The 21,511-nt window shown below is 65.9% G+C and carries 9 protein-coding genes; 3 read left to right on the forward strand and 6 right to left on the reverse strand.

All coding sequences use genetic code 11. The annotated features are described in order from the left end of the window. Positions 1–140 precede the first annotated feature (140 nt). The 5 genes from BKG60_RS06155 to BKG60_RS06175 form a co-directional block, all read right to left on the reverse strand. Positions 141–434: a DUF3618 domain-containing protein gene (locus BKG60_RS06155; RefSeq protein ID WP_070945041.1), complete on the reverse strand. Its 294-nt coding sequence runs from the start codon at positions 432–434 to the stop codon at positions 141–143. Next, positions 421–831 (reverse strand): phage holin family protein, encoded by a 411-nt coding sequence (locus BKG60_RS06160; protein ID WP_070945040.1) that lies wholly within the window; start codon positions 829–831, stop codon positions 421–423. The genes BKG60_RS06155 and BKG60_RS06160 overlap by 14 nt, the downstream gene beginning before the upstream one ends. Before the next feature lie 198 nt (positions 832–1,029). Continuing rightward, positions 1,030–1,521, reverse strand: a complete 492-nt coding sequence (locus BKG60_RS06165; protein ID WP_070945039.1) for a hypothetical protein — start codon at positions 1,519–1,521, stop codon at positions 1,030–1,032. A 118-nt stretch (positions 1,522–1,639) separates the two neighbouring features. Further along, the gene (locus BKG60_RS06170; protein ID WP_070945038.1) at positions 1,640–2,272 is read right to left on the reverse strand and encodes a DUF1361 domain-containing protein; all 633 of its coding nucleotides are present in this window, start codon (positions 2,270–2,272) and stop codon (positions 1,640–1,642) included. Between the two features lie 144 nt (positions 2,273–2,416). Continuing rightward, positions 2,417–4,252, reverse strand: a complete 1,836-nt coding sequence (locus BKG60_RS06175; RefSeq protein ID WP_070945065.1) for an acyl-CoA dehydrogenase — start codon at positions 4,250–4,252, stop codon at positions 2,417–2,419. 236 nt (positions 4,253–4,488) lie between these two features. On the opposite strand from BKG60_RS06175, the gene BKG60_RS06180 reads away from it, so the two are divergent. Further along, on the forward strand, positions 4,489–5,568 hold the full coding sequence (locus tag BKG60_RS06180; protein ID WP_070945037.1) for an NAD(P)H-dependent amine dehydrogenase family protein: 1,080 nt from the start codon (positions 4,489–4,491) through the stop codon (positions 5,566–5,568). Positions 5,569–5,670: 102 nt separating this feature from the next. Here BKG60_RS06180 and BKG60_RS06185 read toward each other — a convergent pair whose 3' ends face one another. Continuing rightward, positions 5,671–16,788 carry a type I polyketide synthase gene (locus BKG60_RS06185; protein WP_075909397.1) on the reverse strand — a complete coding sequence of 3,706 codons (11,118 nt, stop codon included), beginning with the start codon at positions 16,786–16,788 and terminating at the stop codon, positions 5,671–5,673. A 221-nt stretch (positions 16,789–17,009) separates the two neighbouring features. On the opposite strand from BKG60_RS06185, the gene BKG60_RS06190 reads away from it, so the two are divergent. Further along, positions 17,010–18,431: a condensation domain-containing protein gene (locus BKG60_RS06190; protein ID WP_070945035.1), complete on the forward strand. Its 1,422-nt coding sequence runs from the start codon at positions 17,010–17,012 to the stop codon at positions 18,429–18,431. A 51-nt stretch (positions 18,432–18,482) separates the two neighbouring features. After that, entirely contained in the window at positions 18,483–21,461 is a 2,979-nt protein-coding gene (locus tag BKG60_RS06195) for an MMPL/RND family transporter (protein WP_070945034.1), read from the forward strand. The last annotated feature ends 50 nt before the right edge of the window (positions 21,462–21,511 follow it).

A 21,511-nucleotide genomic window follows, 5' to 3' on the forward strand; every position in this document is an offset into this window, starting at 1 on the left:
ATGCGACGCTCAACACGGCGGAATGACCCTCGAATTGTGTCGACCTGCGGGCCTGACTAACACCAACGCGCCACAGAGCGCTCTGAGGCACCCCGCCCCCAACACCACTAATTCAGCAGACTCCTAGCTCAGGTCTGCCGTCAGCGGCGGCGCCACCACACCAGCAGGCCGATCGCCGCGAGCCCCGCGATCACAGCTGCCGCCGGCACCACCGGTTTTGACCTCGCGGCCTCGGTTGCTGCGTGTGCCCGGTCGACCACGGCGTCCTTCGTCTCGGCTGCCTTGTCCTGGGCACGGCCCTTGACGTCGAGTTTGTCCGACAGTGCGGCCACCGTCGCGCCCAACTCGTTGCGCGTCGCGTCGATGTCGGATTGCAGTTCGTCGATACCGGCTTCTGGCCCCGGTTCGGGCGGAAGTCGATCAGCGTTGGCCATGTCGTGCCTCCTTGAGCTCATTGAGGTCCTGCTTCACGCTGTCCACAGACTCGGTGGCCGGTGGTGGAACCTGTTTGGCCTGGCTGCGGCTCACCATCGCGGCCACTGCGGCGCCGAGGAACAGCACGGCGGCGACGATCACCGCGGAGGCCCATACCGGCAGGGCCAGCGAGATCGCTGCGACCACCGCGGCGATGGCCGTCATCAGGCCCAGCACCGCAAGCAGGCCCGCGGCACTGATCAGCCCGGCACCGATTCCGGCGTGGCGTGCGGAGTCCTGGAACTCCCGCTGCGCCAGCCGTAACTCGTCGCGTACCAGCCGTGTTGTCTGCTCCTGCAATTGGCCGAGGAGCTGCGTTGTGGATGCTTCGCTGATTGTTCTTGATTCGGTAGCCATGGGTTGGCCTTTCTCAGGCGTACTACTTCTCTCACAAGCAGTGCCCGACAGCAGGCCGGGCAAAACCTGGTAGCGGCAGCCGGAAGCCGTTTCTTCCGGGCGGTTGCCGATGTGAGGAGAAACCGTGAGTCCGAGCCGCTGTCGACCGGGCAGGCGCCAAGGGCTACCGGGCACTGGCCCACGAGTCGCCGGTGTAGCTCAATCAGCCCAGGCCCGACGGCCGGTTGCGCGAACACGGCTGAGGGTGACGTGGTGTGACCCGTCGCAGCGCGCGTAGGCGGCGAGCGCGTCGTTTCGGCGCCCTTCGACCCGGTTGATGTGCCGGTTGAGTGCGCGCTTTTGTTGGGTGGTCAGCGAGCGGCCGCGGTGGGCGAGGAGGTCCAGTTGCTGCCAGCTCAGTCCGTCGAGCTCACCGTCGGTGTCGTGGGTGGCGACGACGACGCAGCCGCGCAGCAATGGCACCGACTTGGGAGTGAAAGATGTTGTGGCCAGCAGAAGTTCGGTTGCCTGACGGTTCACGTGTCGTTGGCACGAATGGGTGGAGGGGCTGAACCAGAAGTCGAATTGCCGATCGGCGGAGGTCAGGCAGTGCAGCCCGTGGTCGTGGACGAGTTGATCGATTTCGGCGGTGGTGTAGGCCCGGGTTTCATAGATGGCGCCATGGACGCTGAAATATAGGACGGTGTTCATGGTGATGTTCCATTCGCCTCTTTCTTTTCAGTGCGGCCGCAGGTGTGCGGCGCTGTTACTGGAGTTACCCGTGTGACGAACGGGGTAAACCTTGATAACGATCAGAACACCATTCGACTCAACGCAGGCCGTTGAGCGCCCAGACCGTCAGATACGCCAGCCCGAAGAAGGCTGCCACCGCTATCGCCACCCCCGTCGATTGCACATACGACAGCGGTGAGCGCACCCATTCGAACGTCGCCGCCACCACTGCATCGGGACGCGTCACCAAGTCCCAGGAGTTCCACCGCTGGAACCGTCCGATCACCACGCCGACCGCGCAGAGCGCCACCGACATCACGGCCACCAGCCAGCCCCAGACCGGACCGAACTCGTCGTCCAGGCGGCGATGCACGAGTAGGAGTGACACCACTCCCAGCAGGATCCCGGTCCACGCGGCGAACCCGTACTGCAACACATGGCGCCACAGTTCGTAGCCTTCACCGAGGTGCACCAGATCGGTGACCAAATACGGCGCGTTGGGCAGGAATGCCAGCCAGACCGCACCCAGCGGCAGCAGCCACAGCCGGCGCTCGACCAGATCGAAGGCGATCGCGAACACCATCGGGATCCAGGCCAGTACGAGGTTCCACACCAGGAACTTGGTGGGGTACGACATCGGTGCGGCCGGATCGGTGATCCCCAGGGCGAGGGTCAGCGCTGTCGTCGCCATCAGGGAGACGACCAGCAGGATGCCACGGGCTTCGGTCATGCGACCAGTGTGCCTGGTCGGGTTTGTCAGCTGAATGTTGGCTTGTGTTCCATGATTTGGCTGAAACGGGCACACAAGCCGACAGTGGGTGCGTAACGCAATGAGGCCCTGGGCGAACCCAGGGCCTCATTGGTGTACGGCTTTTTAGAACGCAGCCTCGTCGAGCTCCATCACCTCGTTGTCGAGGGTCTCGATGACCTGACGGGTGCTGGTGAGCAGCGGCAGCATGTTCTTGGCGAAGAACGATGCAGCGGCGATCTTGCCCTCGAGGTAGGTGCGGTCATCCCCGGTGGCGCCGGCGTCGAGCTTCTCGATGGCCACCGAGGCCTGGCGGGCCAGCAGCCAGCCGAGCAGCAGGTCGCCGACCGACAGCAGGAACCGGACCGAACCGAGACCCACCTTGTAGATGCTGGCGGAATCTTCCTGCGCAGCCATCAGGTAGCCCGTCAGGCTGGCGGCCATGCCCTGGACATCGGCCAGCGCCGTGCCGAGCAACTCGCGCTCGGTCTTGAGGCGGCCGTTGCCGGTCTCGTTCTTGATGAACTGCTCGATCTCACCGGCAACGAACGCCAGCGCCTGACCCTTGTCGCGGACGATCTTGCGGAAGAAGAAGTCCTGCGCCTGGATGGCGGTGGTGCCCTCGTACAGCGAGTCGATCTTGGCGTCGCGGATGTACTGCTCGATCGGGTAGTCCTGCAGGAAGCCGGAACCGCCCAGGGTCTGCAGGCTCTCGGTCAGCTTGGCGTAGGCCTGCTCCGAGCCGAAGCCCTTGACCACCGGCAGCAGCAGGTCGTTGACCTTGTGCGCGAGCTCGGGCTCGACACCGTGCAGCGTCTTGGCGACGTCCTTGTCCTGGAAGGTCGCGGTGTACAGGTACAGCGCGCGCATACCCTCGGCGTAGGACTTCTGCGTCATCAGGCTGCGACGCACGTCGGGGTGATGCGTGATGGTGACGCGCGGGGCGGTCTTGTCCATCATCTGGGTCAGGTCGGCACCCTGCACGCGCTCCTTGGCGTACTCCAGGGCGTTCAGGTAACCGGTCGACAGGGTGGCGATGGCCTTGGTGCCCACCATCATTCGGGCCTGCTCGATCACGTCGAACATCTGGGCGATGCCGTTGTGGACCTCGCCGACCAGCCAGCCCTTGGCAGGCTTGTCGTGCTGGCCGAAGGTCAGCTCACAGGTGGCCGAAACCTTCAGGCCCATCTTGTGCTCGACGTTGGTGACGTACACGCCGTTGCGCTCGCCCAGCTCGCCGGTCTCGAAGTCGAAGAGGAACTTCGGTACGAAGAACAGCGACAGACCCTTGGTGCCCGGGCCTGCGCCCTCGGGGCGGGCCAGCACCAGGTGGAAGATGTTCTCGAACAGGTCATCGGAATCGGCGGAGGTGATGAACCGCTTCACGCCGTCGATGTGCCAGGAGCCGTCCTCCTGCTGGACGGCCTTGGTGCGGCCGGCGCCCACGTCGGAACCGGCGTCGGGCTCGGTGAGCACCATGGTGGCGCCCCAGCCGCGCTCGGAGGCCAGGACGGCCCACTTCTTCTGCTCTTCAGTCGCGTTTTCGTAGAAGATCTGCGCGAATGCGGCACCGCCGGCGTACATCCACACGGCGGGGTTGGCGCCGAGGATGTGCTCGTTGAGGGCCCACAGCAGAGCCTTGGGGGCGGGCACGCCGCCGAGTTCTTCGTAGAGGCCGACCTTGTCCCAGCCGCCGTCGATCGCCGCGCGCACCGACTTCTTGAAGGGCTCGGGCAGGGTGACGGTGTGGGTCTTGGGATCGAACACCGGCGGGTTGCGGTCACCATCGGTGAACGAGTCGCCGATCGGGCCCTCGGCCAGGCGAGCCATCTCGTTGAGCATCTCGCGGGCCGTATCGGCGTCCAGGTCGGTGTAGTCACCGGACCCAAGGGCCTTGTCCAGGCCGAAGACGTCGAACAGGTTAAAGACCTGGTCACGGACATTGCTCTTGTAGTGGCTCACTTTTCCTCCTTGTGAGAATGCCACCTGAGGTTGGGTACTTCGGATAAGTTACCCACCAGTAACTGCGGCCAACTATACCGTTCAGTAACTTCAACGCAAAGAAACTCTGAGCAATTTCTGGGAGCTAACCAACCCAGCGGTTGATCGACCTATGTACCGCACCATCGAAATCGCCCTGAACTGCGGTTTCGTCACATTGTGACGATCCTCACGAATATCGCCATTAGGGTGGGCGGATGCGTCGAATCGCGGTGTGGGGTACGGGAAACATGGGGGCGACGGCCATCAGATCGGCCAGGGCGTTTCCCGGGCTGGAATTGGCGGCAGTCATCACGTCGTCAGAGGACAAGGCCGGTCGGGATGCCGCGACGTTCGCCAAGCTGGACGAGCTGACCGGGGTCAATGCCACGACGGATGTCGACGCGGCCCTGGCCGAGTGCGACGCCGTCGCCTACATGTCCTCCGGCGACATTCGGCCGGAGGAAGCCATCGCCGAGATCGAGCGGTGCCTGCGGGCCGGCAAGCAAGTGGTGACGCCCTCGCTGTATTCCCTCTACGACCCGGCCTCGGCTCCGGCGGAGTGGGTCGAGCGGCTCACCGACGCGGCGGTGGCGGGCAACTCCGCGCTCTTGGTCAGCGGTGTCGACCCGGGTTGGGGCAATGACGCGCTGGCCGTGATCGCGGCCGGGCTGTGTACCCGGATCAAGACCATCCGGTGCCAGGAGATCTTCGACTACTCCACCTATGACCAGCCGCACGCGGTGCGCGTGCTCTGTGGTTTCGGTGGGTCGATGGAGGAGACACCGATGATGCTGCTGCCCTCGATCCCGACCATGGTGTGGGGCGGCAACGTACGGCTGATCGGCCGCGGGCTGGGTCTGGAGATCGACGACATCACCGAGACGGTCGAACGGCTCCCGCTGACCGAATCCGTCGACAACGTGCTTGGACATTTCGACGCCGGCACGCAGGGTGCTTTCCGGCTTCAGGTCATCGGATGGGCCGACGGCGTCGAGCGCGTCATCATCGAACACATCACCCGCATCGATCCCGGCTGTGCCCCGGACTGGCCACAGCCCGACCAAGGCGTCGGCGACCACCGGGTGATCGTCGACGGCGATCCGCAGCTGAGCATCGTGGTCCGTGCCGACGTGCCGGGCGGCACCCGCGCTGACGGCGGCAACACCACGGCGGCCAACCGACTCTTGGGCGCGATCGATTGGCTGGCCACCCAGAAGCCCGGCATCTACGACGGCCTCGACGTGCCGCTGCACCCGCCGCTGCCGCCCGAGGTCGAGGCCACCCGCTGGATCTGACCTTCTTCCGCTGACCAGTCCCCCGCAAGCGGGCGGGTCCCAGCAAATGTCCCCGACACGCTGAGCGTGTCGGGGACAATTTGCGTCTGCTGCTCGCGGGGGTTAGTCCGCAGCCGCCTCAGCGGGCTCGGCCGGTGCTTCCACCGGCTCGGCCGGTGCCTCAGCGGGCTCGGCCGGTGCTTCCGCCGATGCCTCTGTAGATGCCTCGGCAGGTTCCGCGTCGGGCAGCTGGGCGACGAGGTACTCGGCCAGCCCACCGATGGTGGGGTAATCGAACACCGCGGTCGCATTGAGCGTGAACTTGCCACCGAACTGACTGTGCAGCCGGTTGCGAAGTTCGATCGCCATCAGCGAGTCCGTGCCGAGATCAAGGAAGCGGCTGGTCGCGGCGGGCGGTGAAGCGAGCCGCAGGAAGTTCTGCACTTCCTTCTGCAAGAACTCGGTGACGAACCCGGCACGCTGCGGCACGGGGATCTCGAGCAGTTGCTTGAGCACCTCGCTGTCGCCGACGACCTCGCCGACCGCACTCGGCAACACCAGATCGAGGATCGGCGGCCGCTGGCTGCCCAGCACCTTCGCGGCCCGCTGCCAGTTCGCCTTGAGGACGGTGGCCTGGCCGGTGCCGTTGGCGACGACCTCGCCCAGCGCGGCCAGCGCCGCCGAAGGCTCCAGCGGAATCAGGCCCTGGGCACTGATGTTCGCAGTCGCCGCCTCCGAGGACGCCATACCGCCCTGACCCCACGGGCCGAAGTTGATGCCCGTGGCGGGCAGGCCGTGCGCCCTACGCTGCGCGATCAGACCGTCGAGCAACGCGTTGGCCGTCGCATAGTTGGACTGACCCGGTGAACCGAACAAGCTCGACACCGACGAGGACACGATGAAGAAGTCCAGATCGTCATCCTTGGTCAGCCGGTCCAGATATGCGGCGCCGAAGGCCTTGGCCGCCAACGTCGTCCGGAACCGTTCCACACTCTGCTGGCCGAGCAGCGCATCATCGAGCACGCCGGCCAGGTGCGCGATACCGGCAAGTGGTGGCAATTCCGCGCGGATCCGTTCCAGGAGCTTCGCCACCTCGGCCTCTTCACCCACATCGGCGGTGAAGACGTGGATGCGGGTCTTGTTGCGCTCGGTGATCTCGTCGATCAACCGTTGTGCATCCGGATCGGGGGCACAACGGCTGGTCAACACGATGTCTCCGGCACCTCGCTGGGCCAGACACGACGCGGTGTGTAGACCGATCGCCCCGAGCCCGCCTGTGATGAGGTAGGTCCGGTCCGGCTGCGGTGCAAGCGGATTCGGTAGCTGGCAGACGATCTTGCCGATGTGCCGGGCCTGCTGCATCCGCCGGAAGGCCGTCCGGGCCTCGGTCAGCGGGTAGATCTCCGCGGGCAGCGGTTTCCACACCCCCTTGGCCAATCCGTCCGAGACCTCGGTGAGCAGGTCGCGGATGCGATCCGGCTCGGTGAACATCACGGTGTCCAGCGCGACGATCTCGTAGGAGACGTCGGGCCGGGCCTCGGCCATCTGCTCGGCTGACCAGATGTCACGCTTGGCGATCTCGGCGAAGCGGCCGTTGCGGGCAGTGGCCTTCAGCGTCGCTTCGATGAACCCTTCGCTGGTCAGGGAGTTCAGCACCACATCCACGCCGGCACCGTCGGTGTCGGCCAAGATCTGGTCGGCGAAGTCCGTTGTCCGCGAGTCGTAAACGTACTTCACACCCAGGTTGCGCAACGTCGCGCGCTTGAAGGTGCTGGCCGTCGCGTAGACCTCAGCGCCGCACTGCTGTGCCATCTGGACGGCCGCCAGGCCGACACCGCCACTGGCGGCGTGGATGAGCACCTTGTCGCCAGGCTTGAGCTGCGCCCAGTCGAAGGACAGGCGGACCGTCAGGGCCGCAGCGGGAATCGTGGCGGCCTCGACCGCGCTGACGCCGTCCGGGATCGGCGCCAGGAACTGGGCCGGCACGTTGAACCTGCTGGAGAACGCGCCCTGCATGGAGCCGTAGACGCGCTGGCCCACTTCGACTCCGGTGACGCCCTCACCCAATTGCGTGACGACACCGGCGAAGTCACCGCCGATCGGCCCGGGGTCGCCCGGGTAGAGGCCCAGGACGTTGAGCACGTCGCGGAAGTTGAGCCCCGCGGCCTCCACCCGAACCTGCACGTAGCCCTCGTCCGGTGCGGGCACCTCTTTCTCGGTGATTCGCAGATTGTCGATCGCGCCGCGCTCGGTGGGGGCCAGGACGTAATCGTTTCCGCGAGGCACCGTGAGATGGCCGCTACGGGCCCAGGGCAGTAGCCGGGAAGCCAACAGCTTGCCTTGCCGCACTGCGATTTCCGGCTCTTCGACCGGCGTCACCAACAGATTCGCGAGTGCCTGCACGGCTTCACCAGACCCGTCGGTGTCGACGAGCTTGGCGCGCAGCGCCGGTTCCTCGTTGATCGTGGTGCGGCCGAATCCCCACAGGGCCGCTTGCACCGGGTCGACCGGTTCCCCGGATTCGGTGGCCACTGCCCGCTCGGTGACGATCCACAGACCGCCGGGCAATTTCACCTCTCCGCCCTGCACGGTGTGCACCGCGCTGAGCAGATTGGCGATCTCGGTCTCGAGCCGGGCCTGGCGGTCCGCGCTCGATTCCTCTGCACCCGCTGCGGTGGCCCGCCAGATAACACCGGAGAACGGCAGACCGCGTTCCTTGGCCTGGGTCAGCACCTGCCCGAGGAGTTCTGGATCGGTGCTGTGGTCGAACGGGATGCAGCCCGGAACCTTGGCGGCCAGTTCGTCGAATCCGGCGATCAACCAGGTGCCGCTGGCGTTTTCGGCTGCGTCCTCGGCAGCCGGCGGTACCGGAACCTCGTGCCAGCCCAGGGTGTACAGCAGGCGGGTGGCGTCGCCGCCGAGTCCGCGCAGCAGTGCTTCGCGAGGCGCGCGCTTGACGGTGAAGTCACGCACGCCGCCGAGATACCGGCCATCGCGGTCGAGGTAGTCGAGATCGAAGACCTGGGTCTCGCTGTCCAGGGCGCTCTCATGCCACCGGGCACGGCAGTAGAAGCGCCGCGGCATCTTCTCCTTCAACGTCACCTGCCCGTACCGCAGCGGCAGGAACAGGTCATTCACGCCCTGCTCAGCCGCCAGAAGCGCGGGGAACGCGGGGAAGGCGACACCGGTGCACAAGTCCATCAGGACCGGGTGCATCGGCTCGGTGCCGAGTTGGTCGGCGAGTTCCTCGCCGACCAGGATGTCGCCGATCGCCTCGCCTTCGCCGAGCCACAACGACTTCAGCGAACCGGACCACGTCGGACCCCAGGCCAGTTCCAGATCGGCGAAGGTCTCGAACAACTCCTGCGGACGCATGCGTTCGAGGCGCTCGATCGCTTCGTCGACCGGATCCGACTCATCGGGGGCCTGCTCTTCGGAGAGCCCGGCGAGCACCGTGCCTTCGGCATTCAATGACCAATCGGCGCCACGCTCCCCGTACGGGCGGCTGTGTACCTGGAACTTCCAGCCGTCACCCTCGTCCAGCGGGTGCAACGTCAATTGCACCTCGCGAGAACTCTTCTCGGGCAGGATGATCGGCTCGTAGAAGAAGACATCCTTGGCATGCGCGGGGGTACCGACCGCGGCCAGCGCCATCGCGGCGTATGTCGCTCCGGGGACCACCACGGTGCCGTAGATGACGTGGTCGGACAGCCAGGGCTGCGATTTGACCGACAACCGGCTGGTGTAGACCGAATCGCCGGAGGCGAGGTCCTTTCCACTGCCGAGGATCCCCGATCCCACGGCACCGTTGACATCAGCGGTGATTCCGGTGCCCTTGGGCCAGAAGCGACGTCGCTGGAACGGGTAGGTCGGCAACTCGAGTCGCCGCCTGGGCCCGCGATGCAGGGCGCCGAAATCGGGCCGGTGACCGCCGACGTAGGCCGAGGCCAGTGCGTCGGCGATCTGCCGCCGATCAGAGACGCCCTTCCGCATGGAGACGATCGCACGCGGCGCCGCCAAGTGTTCCGGCCAGACCTGCACCGCGGCTCCGGTCAGCACCGGTTGCGGACCGATCTCCATCAGAATCGAGCAGCCCAGCGCGGCCACTGTGCGCACGCTCTCGGCGAACTGCACCGGCTGGCGGGAATGCCTGCGCCAGTACTGGGCGTCGAGTGGGGTCTGGGCGGTGAGCACGGTGCCGGTGCGGTTGCAGACCAGCGGCATCGTGGGCTTCGCGAACTGCAACTGCCCTGCGTAGGCCTCGAATTCGTCGAGCACCGGATCGAGCAGTTCGGAGTGGAACGCGTGGCTGGTCTCCAGCCAGGTGCACCGGACCCCGTCCTCCTCGAACTTCTCGACGATCTGTTCGAGGTCGTCACCCGGCCCCGACAGCACGGTGTTGGGCCCGTTGTAGGCGCCCACCGAGACCCGCGGAAATCCACCGGCGATCTGTTCGACGTGCTTGGGGTCGGCGAATACCGCCACCATGCGCCCACCTTCGGGCAGGCTGCCGAACAGTCGTCCGCGCTCGGCCATCAGACGGGCGCCGTCTTCGAGGCTGAACACCCCGGCAACGCATGCCGCGGCGTATTGGCCGACACTGTGCCCGAGCACGACGTCGGGTTCGATCCCCCAGGACTGCCACAGCCGGGCCAGGCCCATTTCCACGGCGAAGATCGCCGGCTGCGCAAATGAGGTGTGCCGCAGTGTTTCTGCGGCCTTGCCTCCGGTTTCACGGTTGTCGGCCAGCAGCACGTCGAGCAGTGGTTGCGGCAAGATGTCGTTGACCGCGTCCGCGCAGCGGCGGACCGTTTCGGCGAAAACGGGTTCGGTGTCGAACAACTCACGCGCCATGCCGGCGTACTGGCTGCCCTGCCCGGTGAACAGCCACGCCGTCATCGGGTGATGCGGGCGCTCGCCCCGTACCACACCGTGCCGCAGTCGGTTCTCGGCCAGTTCGGCCAGCCCTGCACGGGCCTCGGCGACCGAATCCACGACCAGAGCGGCGCGATGTTCGAAGTGCGAACGGCCCGTCCCGGCAGTGAGGCACAGGTCGGCGAGATCCGCGTCGGGGTGGTTGCCCAGCCAGGTTTCGTACCGCTGGGCCAATGCCGCCAGCGCTTCGGGCGACCGGGCGGACAGGGCCAGCACCTCTACCTGCTTGGGCTGCTTTTCCATTGCTGCACCGTTGTTTTCCGGTGCCACCCCCTCGGCGAGATCCCCGCCGGTCTGGTGCTCATCAGCGGGCGCGGCCTCGGGCGCCGGTGACGGGGCTTCTTCGACCAGCACGTGGGCGTTGGTCCCGGTGAATCCGAAGGAGCTCACGCCGGCACGTCGCGGCCTGCCGTTGGCCTGCCACGGCATCGCTTTGTCCACCACCTGTACGGGCAGCGAATCCCACGGGATGTGCGGTGACGGATTCTCGAAATGCAGGCTCTGCGGCAGAGTTTCGTGCTGCAGCGACAGCACCACCTTGATCAGGCCGGCTGCCCCGGAGGCCGACTCGGTGTGGCCGATGTTGGTCTTCACCGACCCCATCAGCAAGGGTCGGTCGGCATCACGCGAGCCGCCGTAGGCAGCCGCGGCCGCCTGCACTTCGATGGGATCACCCAGCGGGGTCCCGGTTCCGTGTGCCTCGAGGTAGTCGACATCGCCTCCGTTCAGGCCGGCCCGGGCCAGCACGGTACCGATGAGGCGTTGCTGGGCACCGCCATTGGGCACGGTCAGGCCGCTCGAAGCGCCGTCCTGGTTGACCCCGCTGCCCGGGATGACCGCGCAGATCCGATCGCCGTCGCGCTGCGCGTCGCTCAGCCGCTTGAGGACCAGGATTCCGCAGCCTTCACTGCGGACGTAGCCGTCGGCGGACGCGTCGAACGTCTTGCACCGCCCGACCGGCGAGAGCATCCGGGCGCGGGACGCGGCGACCACGGTCACCGGAGACAGCAGGACGTTCACGCCGCCTGCCACTGCCATGTCGCAATCGCCGGATTGCAGTGCCTGGCAGGCCTGGTGGACGGCGACCAACGCCGAGCTGCACGCGGTGTCGACTGCCACCGCGGGCCCCTCGAGCCCGAGCGCGAAGGCGACGCGGCCCGAAATGGCGTTGAGCGCGTTGCCGGTGATGAAGTGCGGCTCGATCTTGTCGATCGGCTCTGCTGACAGCAGGTGCGCGTACTCGTTGGCGGCCACACCCACGAACACACCGGTTCGGCTGCCGCGTAGGCGCTCAGGTGAATGCCCGGCTCTTTCCAGGCCTTCCCACACCGTTTCGAGGACCAGTCGCTGCTGCGGTTCGATCCAAACTGCCTCGCGCGGAGAGATGCCGAAGAACTCAGGATCGAATCCGTCGATGCCGTCGAGGAACCCGCCGTGGCGCGTGTAGGTCTTCCCGGGCGCGTCCGGGTCCGGGTCGAAGAACTCGTCGATGTCGAAGCGTTCCTCCGGCACTTCCCGGATCGCGTCGACGCCACCGGACAGCACGTCCCAGAACGCTTCGGGGTTCGGTGCGCCGGGGAACCGGCACGACACCGCGACCACGGCGATCGGGTCGTCGGTGCGCGTCGCGGCCACCGATGCGGTTGTCGGGTCGGACTTCTGCTCGGCCAGTCCGAGTACCTCGCCGAGCAGGTAGTCGGCCACGTCGGATATCCGGGGATGGTCCATCACCACGGTGACCGGGATTTCCTTGCCCACGCCCTGTTCCATGCGGCGGCGCAATTCGACGGCCATCAGTGAGTCCATGCCCAGGTCGAAGAACCCGGCGTCCTCACGGATTTCGCCGGCATCGACGCGGGTCACTTCGGCGACGGAGTCGCGCAGGTAATCCGTCAGGAGCTTCTTACGTTGCTGCACCGGGGCATTCGTGAGCTGCTCGACCAGCTTGGTCTTGCCGGATGCGGTGACCGGCGACGCCGTGCCCGACTGGGCGGGCAGTTCACCTTCCAGCTCTGCCAGGAATCCCCGCCGGCCCGCCTGCTGGAACAGCGGCAGGAATCGGGACCAGTCGATACGCGCGATCACTCCCTGCGCGGGGCCGTGCGCCGAAGAGGCCGCCACCACATCGGCCAGGCCGGCCAGTGCGTCGGACGGCGACAGCGGCTTGATTCCGCGTTGCTCGAGCCGGGCACGGGATTCCGCGTCGGCCATACCTGCCGACCAGGGACCGAAGTTGACGCTGGTGCCGGCGATGCCCTGATTGCGCAGGCGCCAGGCCAGCCCGTCCAGGAACGCGTTCGCCGCGCTGTACGCGGTCTGACCGAACCCGCCCCACACCGATGCGATCGAGGACGTGCTGATGAAGAAATCGAGGTTGTCGTCGGCCGTGGCTTCACTCAGATGCCAGGCGCCCCAGACCTTCCCGGCGAAGACCCGGTCCACCTCGGCGTCGTCGAGCTCGCTCAGCGGAGTGGTGCCGTTCTCACCCGCGGCGTGCACGATGCCCGCGAGCGGCGGCAGCTCAGCCCGCACACTGGTCAGAAGGCGTGCGACGTCGTGGGCGTCGGCGACATCGGCCGTGGCGACCCGGATTTCGCAGCCGTGCTGGGAGCACAGTGCGTCGATGTGTTTCTGAGCGGCCTCACTTGGCTGGCGGCGACTGGTCAGCACCAACTGCTTGGCACCGTGCGCGGCCAGGTAGCCGGCGACCTCGAGTCCGATGGAGCCGAGCCCCCCGGTCACCAGATAGGTTGCGGTATCGCGCAATTCCAGCGGCTTGCCGCTCGGCAGATCCTGTGGTCGCACCAGCCGGGGCACGTAGACGTCTTGACCGCGCAGCGCGATCTGGTCTTCCTTGACCGCCGATTCGGATCCCGTCGTGATGCGGTTGAGCAGCGTGGACCATTCGCCGGACGTGACGTCGGACAGATCGGCCAGACCACCCCACAGTTGAGGAAGCTCAAGGGCCGCGGCGCGGCCGAATCCCCACAGGGCGCTCTGCTCGGGTGTCACGGTGTCCGCGTCGGTGACGCACTGTGCTCCGCGGGTGACGAGCCAGATGGGTGCCCTGAGATCAGCGGCGACCGCCGCGCGGAAGAGTCGCCGCGTTCCGGCCAGGATCTGGTGTTGCATGCGCAGCAACGACCGCATCGAGGGGACACCGTCGGAGTCCACCGCGGCGACGTGGATGATCCGCGTCGTCGAATCGCCTGCCGCCGCGACGCGCAACGTGTCTGCGAGCTGCTCCTCGTCGGTGTCCGATGCCGGCAGTCCGAGGATCCGGTATTGCTGTCCGCGTGCGGTGAGTGCCTCGACCAGGGGTTTGACGGCTTCGGATTCCTCGCCGATGAGGATCCAGGAGCTATCGGCGGCGTCGGATCCGGACAGCGGTGTGAGGGCTTTGTCCCAGCGGAACTCGTAGCGGTCGTCCGTGATGGACTGCGTCGAGCGTTGCTGATTGTGCTGCGCGGCAAGCTTGGTCAGTACCGCCCGGGTTTGATCGTCGTCGCCTGCGCCACCGAGCAGGGCCGCGAGCTCTTCGATGCGGCCGTCCTCGAGAAGGCGGACTGCCTGGGTGCGGGCGGCCACGTGCTGTTGCTGGTTCGGCTCTTCCCGGTTGTCGCGGTACCAGTACTGGCGGTGCTCGAACGGGTAGGTCGGCAGGTCGAGCTTTCGCGCGTGCGGCTGCCGGAAGGCGCCGAACTCGGGCAGGTGGCCCAACACGTATGCATCGGCCACGGCTTCGGTGATCTGCCGATGGTCGGCGGTGTTCGGCCGCAACGAGGCGATCACCCGCGGTGCGGTGGCCGGGTCGGGCCACGCGCCGAGGGCCGTTGCGGTGAGCACGGGGCGGGGACCGATCTCCAGCAGCACCTTGCAGTTCAGATCGGCCAGGGTGCGCACGCTCTTGGCGAACTCCACCGGTTGGCGCGCGTGACGGCGCCAGTACGCGCCATCCATCTTGACGCTGCGTCCCAGCGCGGCGCCGGTGCGGTTGTCGATCAGAATCCGTTGTGGTGCTTGAAAAGTGAACTGGTTTGCGTATGCCTCGAACTCGTCGAGGATCGGCTCGAGCAACGCCGAGTGGAATGCGTGGCTGGTCTCCAGCCAGTCGCACCGGATTCCGTCGGCGGCCAATCCGGCCACCGCTTTCTCCAGGTCCGCGACCGGTCCGGACAGCACGGTGTTGGCACCGTTGTACGCCGCCACCGACAGCGTGGGGTACTCGTCGGTGAGGCTTTCGACCCGTTCGGCCGCGGTGAACACCGCCACCATCCGGCCACCTGCGGGAAGGCTGCCGAAGAGGCGGCCGCGTTCGGCCATCAGCTTGGCGCCGTCTTCGAGGCCGACCACTCCCGCGACGCAGGCCGCCGAGTACTGACCGACGCTGTGACCGAGCACCACGTCCGGTTCGATTCCCCAGGACTGCCAGAGCCGCGCCAAGCCCATTCCCAGGGCGAACAGCGCCGGCTGGGCGTAGGACGTCTGCCGTAACGTCTCTTCGGCACCGGGGCTGTCCAGGTCGAAAATGACGTCCAGCAAAGGCTTTTCGAGCATGTCGGCGACCGCGGCCGCACACCGGTCCAGGGTTTCGGCGAACACGGGTTCGGTGTCGTACAACTCGCGGGCCATGCCGGGGTACTGGCTGCCCTGACCGGTGAACAGCCAGGCCGTCTTGGGGGTGTCATGAGATTCCCCGCGGACCAGGCCGGGGGCCGGGCGGTCGTCTGCCAGCGCCCCGAGGAGTTCGACCGCGGCGTCTCGGGAATTGACCACCAGCGCGGCGCGGTGTTCCAGGTGTGCTCGTCCGACTCCGGCGGTCAGGCACACGTCGGCCAAGGTGGCTTCCGGGTGCGCGGTCAACCAGCTGCGGTACTGGTCAGCGAGCTGCACGAGGGCCCCGGGCGTGCGCGCCGACAGCGGAAGGATGCTGAATCGCCTGTCCTCGGACACTCCGGCCGCCTCAGGCACGACCACCGGAGTCGGTTCGGGCGCTTCTTCGAGGATGACGTGCGCATTGGTGCCGGCGAACCCGAACGAGCTGACGCCTGCGATGCGAGGTTGACCGTTGCGTTCCCACGGCCGCGAATCCTTGACGACCTCGACTGCCAGCCGGTCCCACGGAATGTGCGGCGATGGGTTTTCGAAGTGCAGGTGCTTGGGTAACGTCTCGTTTTCGAGCGACAGGATCACCTTGATGACGCCGGCGATCCCGGCGGCTGCTTCCAGGTGCCCGATGTTCGTCTTCGCTGAGCCGATCAGCAGGGGTCGCTCGGCGTCGCGCCCGGATCCGAGCACTGCACCGGCGGCCTGGGCCTCGATCGGATCACCCAGTGACGTTCCGGTGCCGTGTGCTTCCAGGTAACCGACTTCGCTGGGTTCGACGCCCGCACGTTTCAGGGCGGCGGCGATAACCCGTTGTTGTGCTACACCATTCGGCACGGTCAGCCCGCCGGATGCGCCGTCCTGGTTGATTGCGCTGCCGCGAATCACGGCTCGAATCTGGTCACCGTCGCGGACCGCGTCGTCGAGTCGTTTGATGACGATGACGCCGCAGCCCTCGCCGCGCACATAGCCGTCGGCGGCGGCGTCGAATGTCTTGCAGCGGCCGTCGGGTGCCAGCATGTGCGCGCTCGAGAAGGTGATCATGGTGGCCGGAGTGAGCAGGACATTCGCCCCACCGGCCAGCGCGAGATCGCACTCGCCAAGGCTCAGCGCCTGGCACGCCTGGTGGATTGCCACCAGCGATGAGCTGCACGCCGTGTCGACCGCGACCGACGGACCCTGCAAGCCCAACCGATAGCTGATCCGCCCCGCTGCCGCGGCATTGGAGGTCCCGATGGCCATGTAGGCCTCGATCTCGGGGTACGTCAGCTCGTCAGACGCCATTCCCAGGTAGTCGTGGGTGGCCAGGCCGACGAAGACACCGGTGTTGGTGTCGGCCAAAGCTGTTGGTGCCGTGCCGGAATGCTCGACGGCGCGCCACGAAGTCTCAAGCAGAAGTCGATGTTGAGGGTCCATCAAGCGGACCTCGCGGGTCGACATCCCGAAGAACGGTGCGTCGAACCCGGTTACGTCGTCGACGAACCCGGCGCGCCGCGTGACGACCTTGCCGGGCGAGCCCGGTTCCGGGTCGAAGAACTCGTCGGCGTCCCAGCGGTCCTGGGGTATCTCCGAGACCGCGTCGCGGCCTTCGCGCAACACGTCCCAGAACGCTTCGGCGTCCGGAGCGCCGGGAAAACGCGCCGCATAGCCGATTACGGCAAAGCGAGGGGTGGTTTCGGTCGGATGGTCGGCGATTCCCATGCCGTTGTACTCCTTGCATCGGCGGTCACACGGTGACTGCGCGGGACATTTATCGCACGCGAAAATTGTCCGCCCCCCGACGGCACTACGCACTATGTCAGACGAACCTGTGACGTGTGGTGCCTAGGGTGTGGCCTCAGGTGGGGTGGGCAGTTGCCGGGGGGCCGGGGGTATGTTGGGCAAGATCACGGCCATTGCGGCCAAACTGGGAGGGCAACGCTTTGCGCATTGGCAAGATAACTGTTGGGGCACTTGAGGAATGGACGTTGAGTCCGGGCTCGGTAACTTCCTGGCATCCGACGGCAGCGGCTCAGGAAACTGCGAACCGCGCTCCACTGAGCGAGGTTCCGGTTAGCTACATGCAGAGCCAACATCTTAAGAATTACTGTGACAGAACCTCTGCGGGGCTTAACTTCTCGCGCCAGATCATCGCCAGTTGTGAAGTGCCTGGACGGTGTGATATCGCAGCGATGGACCATGCGGTCAACTCCTACCTGCGCAGGCACGACACGTTCCGCAGTTGGTTCAAACAGACCGACGACGGCAAATTTGTTAGACATGCAATCGAAGATCCGGCGGAAATCGAGTTCATGCCGGTCGATCAGGGCCACATGACCGTCGACGAAATACGCGATCACGTCGTGGGGATACCGAACCCACTGGAGTGGGGCTGCTTCACTTTCGGCATTATTCAGAACGAGAATCATTTCACGTTCTTTGCCGCCATGGATCACGTGCACGGTGACGCCACCTTGATCGGCACGACGATGATGGAAGCCAATGGCATGTATTCGGCGATGAGCGGCAGTGGCCAGGCACTCGAGCTGCCGGAAGCGGGAAGCTTCGACGATTTCTGTGTCCGCGAACGCGAGTACACGTCGGCCCTGACGCTGGATTCGGCAGGTGTGCGCGCATGGATCGAGTTCGCCGAGAACAATCGTGATGGTTTCCCGGAATTCCCACTGCCGCTTGGTAATCCGGACAAGTCATTGAGCAGTGCCTGGAGTTCTCAGGTTTTGATGGACACACCGCAGACGGAGCGCTTCGATGCGGCATGTGCGGCCGCGGGCGCCCGTTTCGTCGGCGGATTGTTTGCCTGCCTTGGTCTGGTCGAGCATGAGTTCACCGGTGCACTCACCTATTACGGTCTCACGCCGAGAGATTCGCGTACGGCGGGCGACAATTTCATGACGCAAGGGTGGTTTACCGGCCTGATCCCGATTGTCGTACCCGTCGCGGCGACCTCTTTCAGCGACGCCGCCGGCGCGGCTCAGGCGTCATTCGATTCGGGTCTGGACATGGCGAGGGTGCCGTACTACCGCGTGTTGGAGTTGGCGCCGTGGTTGAACTGGCCGCAGCCGAACTTCCCGGTTTCCAATTTCCTGCACGGCGGTGCAGCACCGCTCAACGCTATCCTCGCTGCAGGCGATCTGGGCCTCGCGAACAACATCGGGATGTACCCGGACAATCGGTTCTCGTACCAATTGACGATCTACATCTTCAGGTACGGCGAGGGCACGGTGATGGCGATCATGCATCCGGACAATGCGGTCGCCAAGAAATCGGTCACGCGGTACATGGACGCAATGAGGTCGGTGGCTTCGCGGGTTGCTGACAGCGGGCACTGGGGGCGCGTCGCGTAGCGGCGAGCAAATCGATGCGATGCGCAACTTGGGCGCGAGGGTGAGGACGAGATGCGACGGCTAGCCGATTTCGTGGTGCGGTGGCCCTGGGCGGTGATCGGGGTCTGGGCGGCACTGCTGGTGGCTCTGCCGCTGGCATGTCCGTCGCTGAGCGACATGGCCCAGAAGCATCCGCTCGCCATCCTGCCCAGCGATGCACCGTCGAGTGTCACCGCGGAAAAGATGACCGAGGCGTTCCACGAATCGGGGAACAACGACCTGCTGTTGGTGGCCCTGATCAACGAGAACGGGCTCGACCGCTCTGACGAGGCGACCTACCGCAAGCTGGTGGACGCGCTGCGCGACGACGTCGCTGACGTCGAGAGCGTGCAGGACTTCGTCGCCACCCCACAACTGCGGCAGTTTCTGACCAGCAAGGACAAGACCACCTGGGTCCTCCCGGTGGGGCTGGCCGGTGAGTTGGGCACACCGCGGGCCATCGACTCCTTCAACCGGGTTTCCGAGATCGTCAAGCTCAGTACGGCCGGTAGCCCACTGCAGGTGCACCTCACCGGGCCCGCGGCCACCGCCGCCGACCTCACCGTCGCGGGGGAGAACGATCGGCTGCCGATCGAGATCGCCATCGCGGTCCTGGTGCTGGCCGTGTTGTTGGTGGTCTACCGAAGTCCGGTCACCATGCTGTTGCCGCTGGTGACCATCGGCTCGTCCCTGCTCATCGCGCAGGCACTGGTGGCGGGGTTCTCCGCGTTGACCGGTGCCGGCGTCTCGAATCAGTCCGTCGTGTTCCTGAGCGCGATCATGGCCGGTGCGGGCACGGACTATGCGGTGTTCCTGATCAGCCGCTATCACGACTATCTGCGGTCGGGGGATGGCTTCGACCAGGCGGTTCGCGCGGCGATGCTGTCGATCGGGAAAGTGATCACGGCGTCGGCCGCGACGGTGGGGGTCACCTTCCTGCTGTTGAGCTTCACCAAGATGGGCGTGTTCAGAACGGTCGGAGTGGCCGCAGCGATCGGTATCGCCGTCGCCTACCTGGCCGGGCTGACGTTGCTGCCGGCCATCCTGACGCTGGTCGGACCACGCGGATGGGTCAAGCCGCGGCGCGAACTGACCTCCCGGTTCTGGCGGCGGTCGGGAATCCGCATCGTGCGCAGACCGGTGCCGCACCTCGTCGCCAGTCTTGTGGTGCTGGCCTTGCTGGCCGGTGCCGCGATCTTCGCCCAGTACAACTATGACGATCGCAAGGTCGTGGACGCGTCGGCCCCGAGTTCGGTCGGCTACGCCGCGGTCGAACGTCACTTTCCGATCAGTCAGTCGATTCCCGAGTACATCCTGATCCAGTCTCCGCACGACCTGCGCACCCCCAAAGGCATGGCGGACCTGGAGCAGATGGCTTCGCGCGTAGCCCAGCTGCCCGACGTGGGCCTGGTCAGCGGCATCTCCCGGCCCCTGGGCGAGGTGCCTGCCGAGTTCCGGGCCACGTTCCAGGCCGGCATCGTCGGTACCCGGCTGGCCGACGGTTCCCAGCAGATCGACCAGCGCTCAAGTGACCTCAATCGACTGGCCGCCGGGGCCAATACGCTGGCCAGCAGCCTCGCGCAGGTGCGAGCTCAGATCAACCAGATCGCGCCCAGTCTGCAGAGTGTGGTCGACACCTTCTCGTCGGTGCGCACCGAATACGGTGGCGACAAACTGGTGAAGGACGTCGAAACCGCGGCCAAGCTCGTGCAGAGCATCAATGCGCTGTCCAACGCGATGGGATACAACCTGTCGGCGGTCAAGAACATCTTCGGCTGGATCGAGCCTGTCCTGGCGGCGCTACAGAACAACGCGGTCTGCGACAACAACCCGTCCTGCGCGGAAACCCGGGTCCAGTTTCAGCGACTCGTCGACGCGAACAACGGCGGCAGCCTCAACGAGATCAACGATCTCGCCCACCAGTTGAACGGCGCGGGAGACGACAAGCAGACCGTCAACTCCACGGTGACCAAGCTGAACGCGGCACTGGCCAGCGTCAACAAGGCCGTCAAAGCCATGGGGCTCAACAAGCCCGGTGGCCCGCAGTCGGGCCTGAAGGATCTGCAGCAAGGTGCCAACCGCCTGGCCGGCGGAAGCCGGGAGGTCGCCGGCGGCGTGGACGAACTCGTCAAGCAGATCAAGGTGATCTCCTCCGGATTGGACCAGGCCTCGTCATTTCTGTTGACGATGCGCAATGAAGCGACCGATCCGGCACAGGCGGGGTTCAACATCCCGCCCGAGGTGCTGAACATGCCCGAGTTCAAGAAGGCCTCGGCGGCATACGTTTCGCCGGACGGCCGCTCGGTGCGGTATCTGGTCCAGACCGAGCTCAACCCGTTCAGCTCCGAGGCGATGGATCAGGTCAACCAGATCCAGGACGTCGCCCGGGGTGCCCAGCCGAACACCACGCTTGCTGACGCCGAGATCTCGATGGGTGGCTTCCCGGCCGCACTTCGCGATACGCGTGACTACTACCAGCAGGACATCAAGTTCATCATGATCGCGACCCTCGTCGTGGTCCTGGCGATCCTGATGTTGCTGTTGCGTTCGATTCTGGCACCTCTCTACCTCGTCGGGTCGGTGTTGGTCTCATACTTCGCGGCGTTGGGTATCAGTGTCCTGGTGTTCCAGAACCTGCTCGGCGAGCAATTGCATTGGAGCGTGCCCCCACTCGCGTTCGTGGTGCTCATCGCGGTGGGTGCCGACTACAACATGCTGTTGGTGTCGCGTCTGCGCGACGAGTCTCCGCACAGCACGCGCTTCGGTGTCATCCGCACCCTGAGTTCGACGGGAGGCGTGATCACCGCCGCGGGTCTGATCTTCGCCGCCTCGGTGGCCGGCCTGATGTTCTCTTCCATCGGCATAGTGGTGCAAGGCGGTTTCATGATCGGGGTCGGCATCCTGCTGGACACGTTTGTGGTGCGCACCATCACGGTGCCGGCCATCGCGGCCCTGATCGGTAAGGCGAACTGGTGGCCCTCGCGCGCCGCGGGCGGGAGGTTGCGCACGTGAGCACGGGTGAGCGCGCACGCGTGATGTGTGTGAAACTACGAAACGAACCG

This window comes from Mycobacterium syngnathidarum, assembly GCF_001942625.1.
GTDB classification, from domain to species: Bacteria; Actinomycetota; Actinomycetes; order Mycobacteriales; family Mycobacteriaceae; genus Mycobacterium; species Mycobacterium syngnathidarum.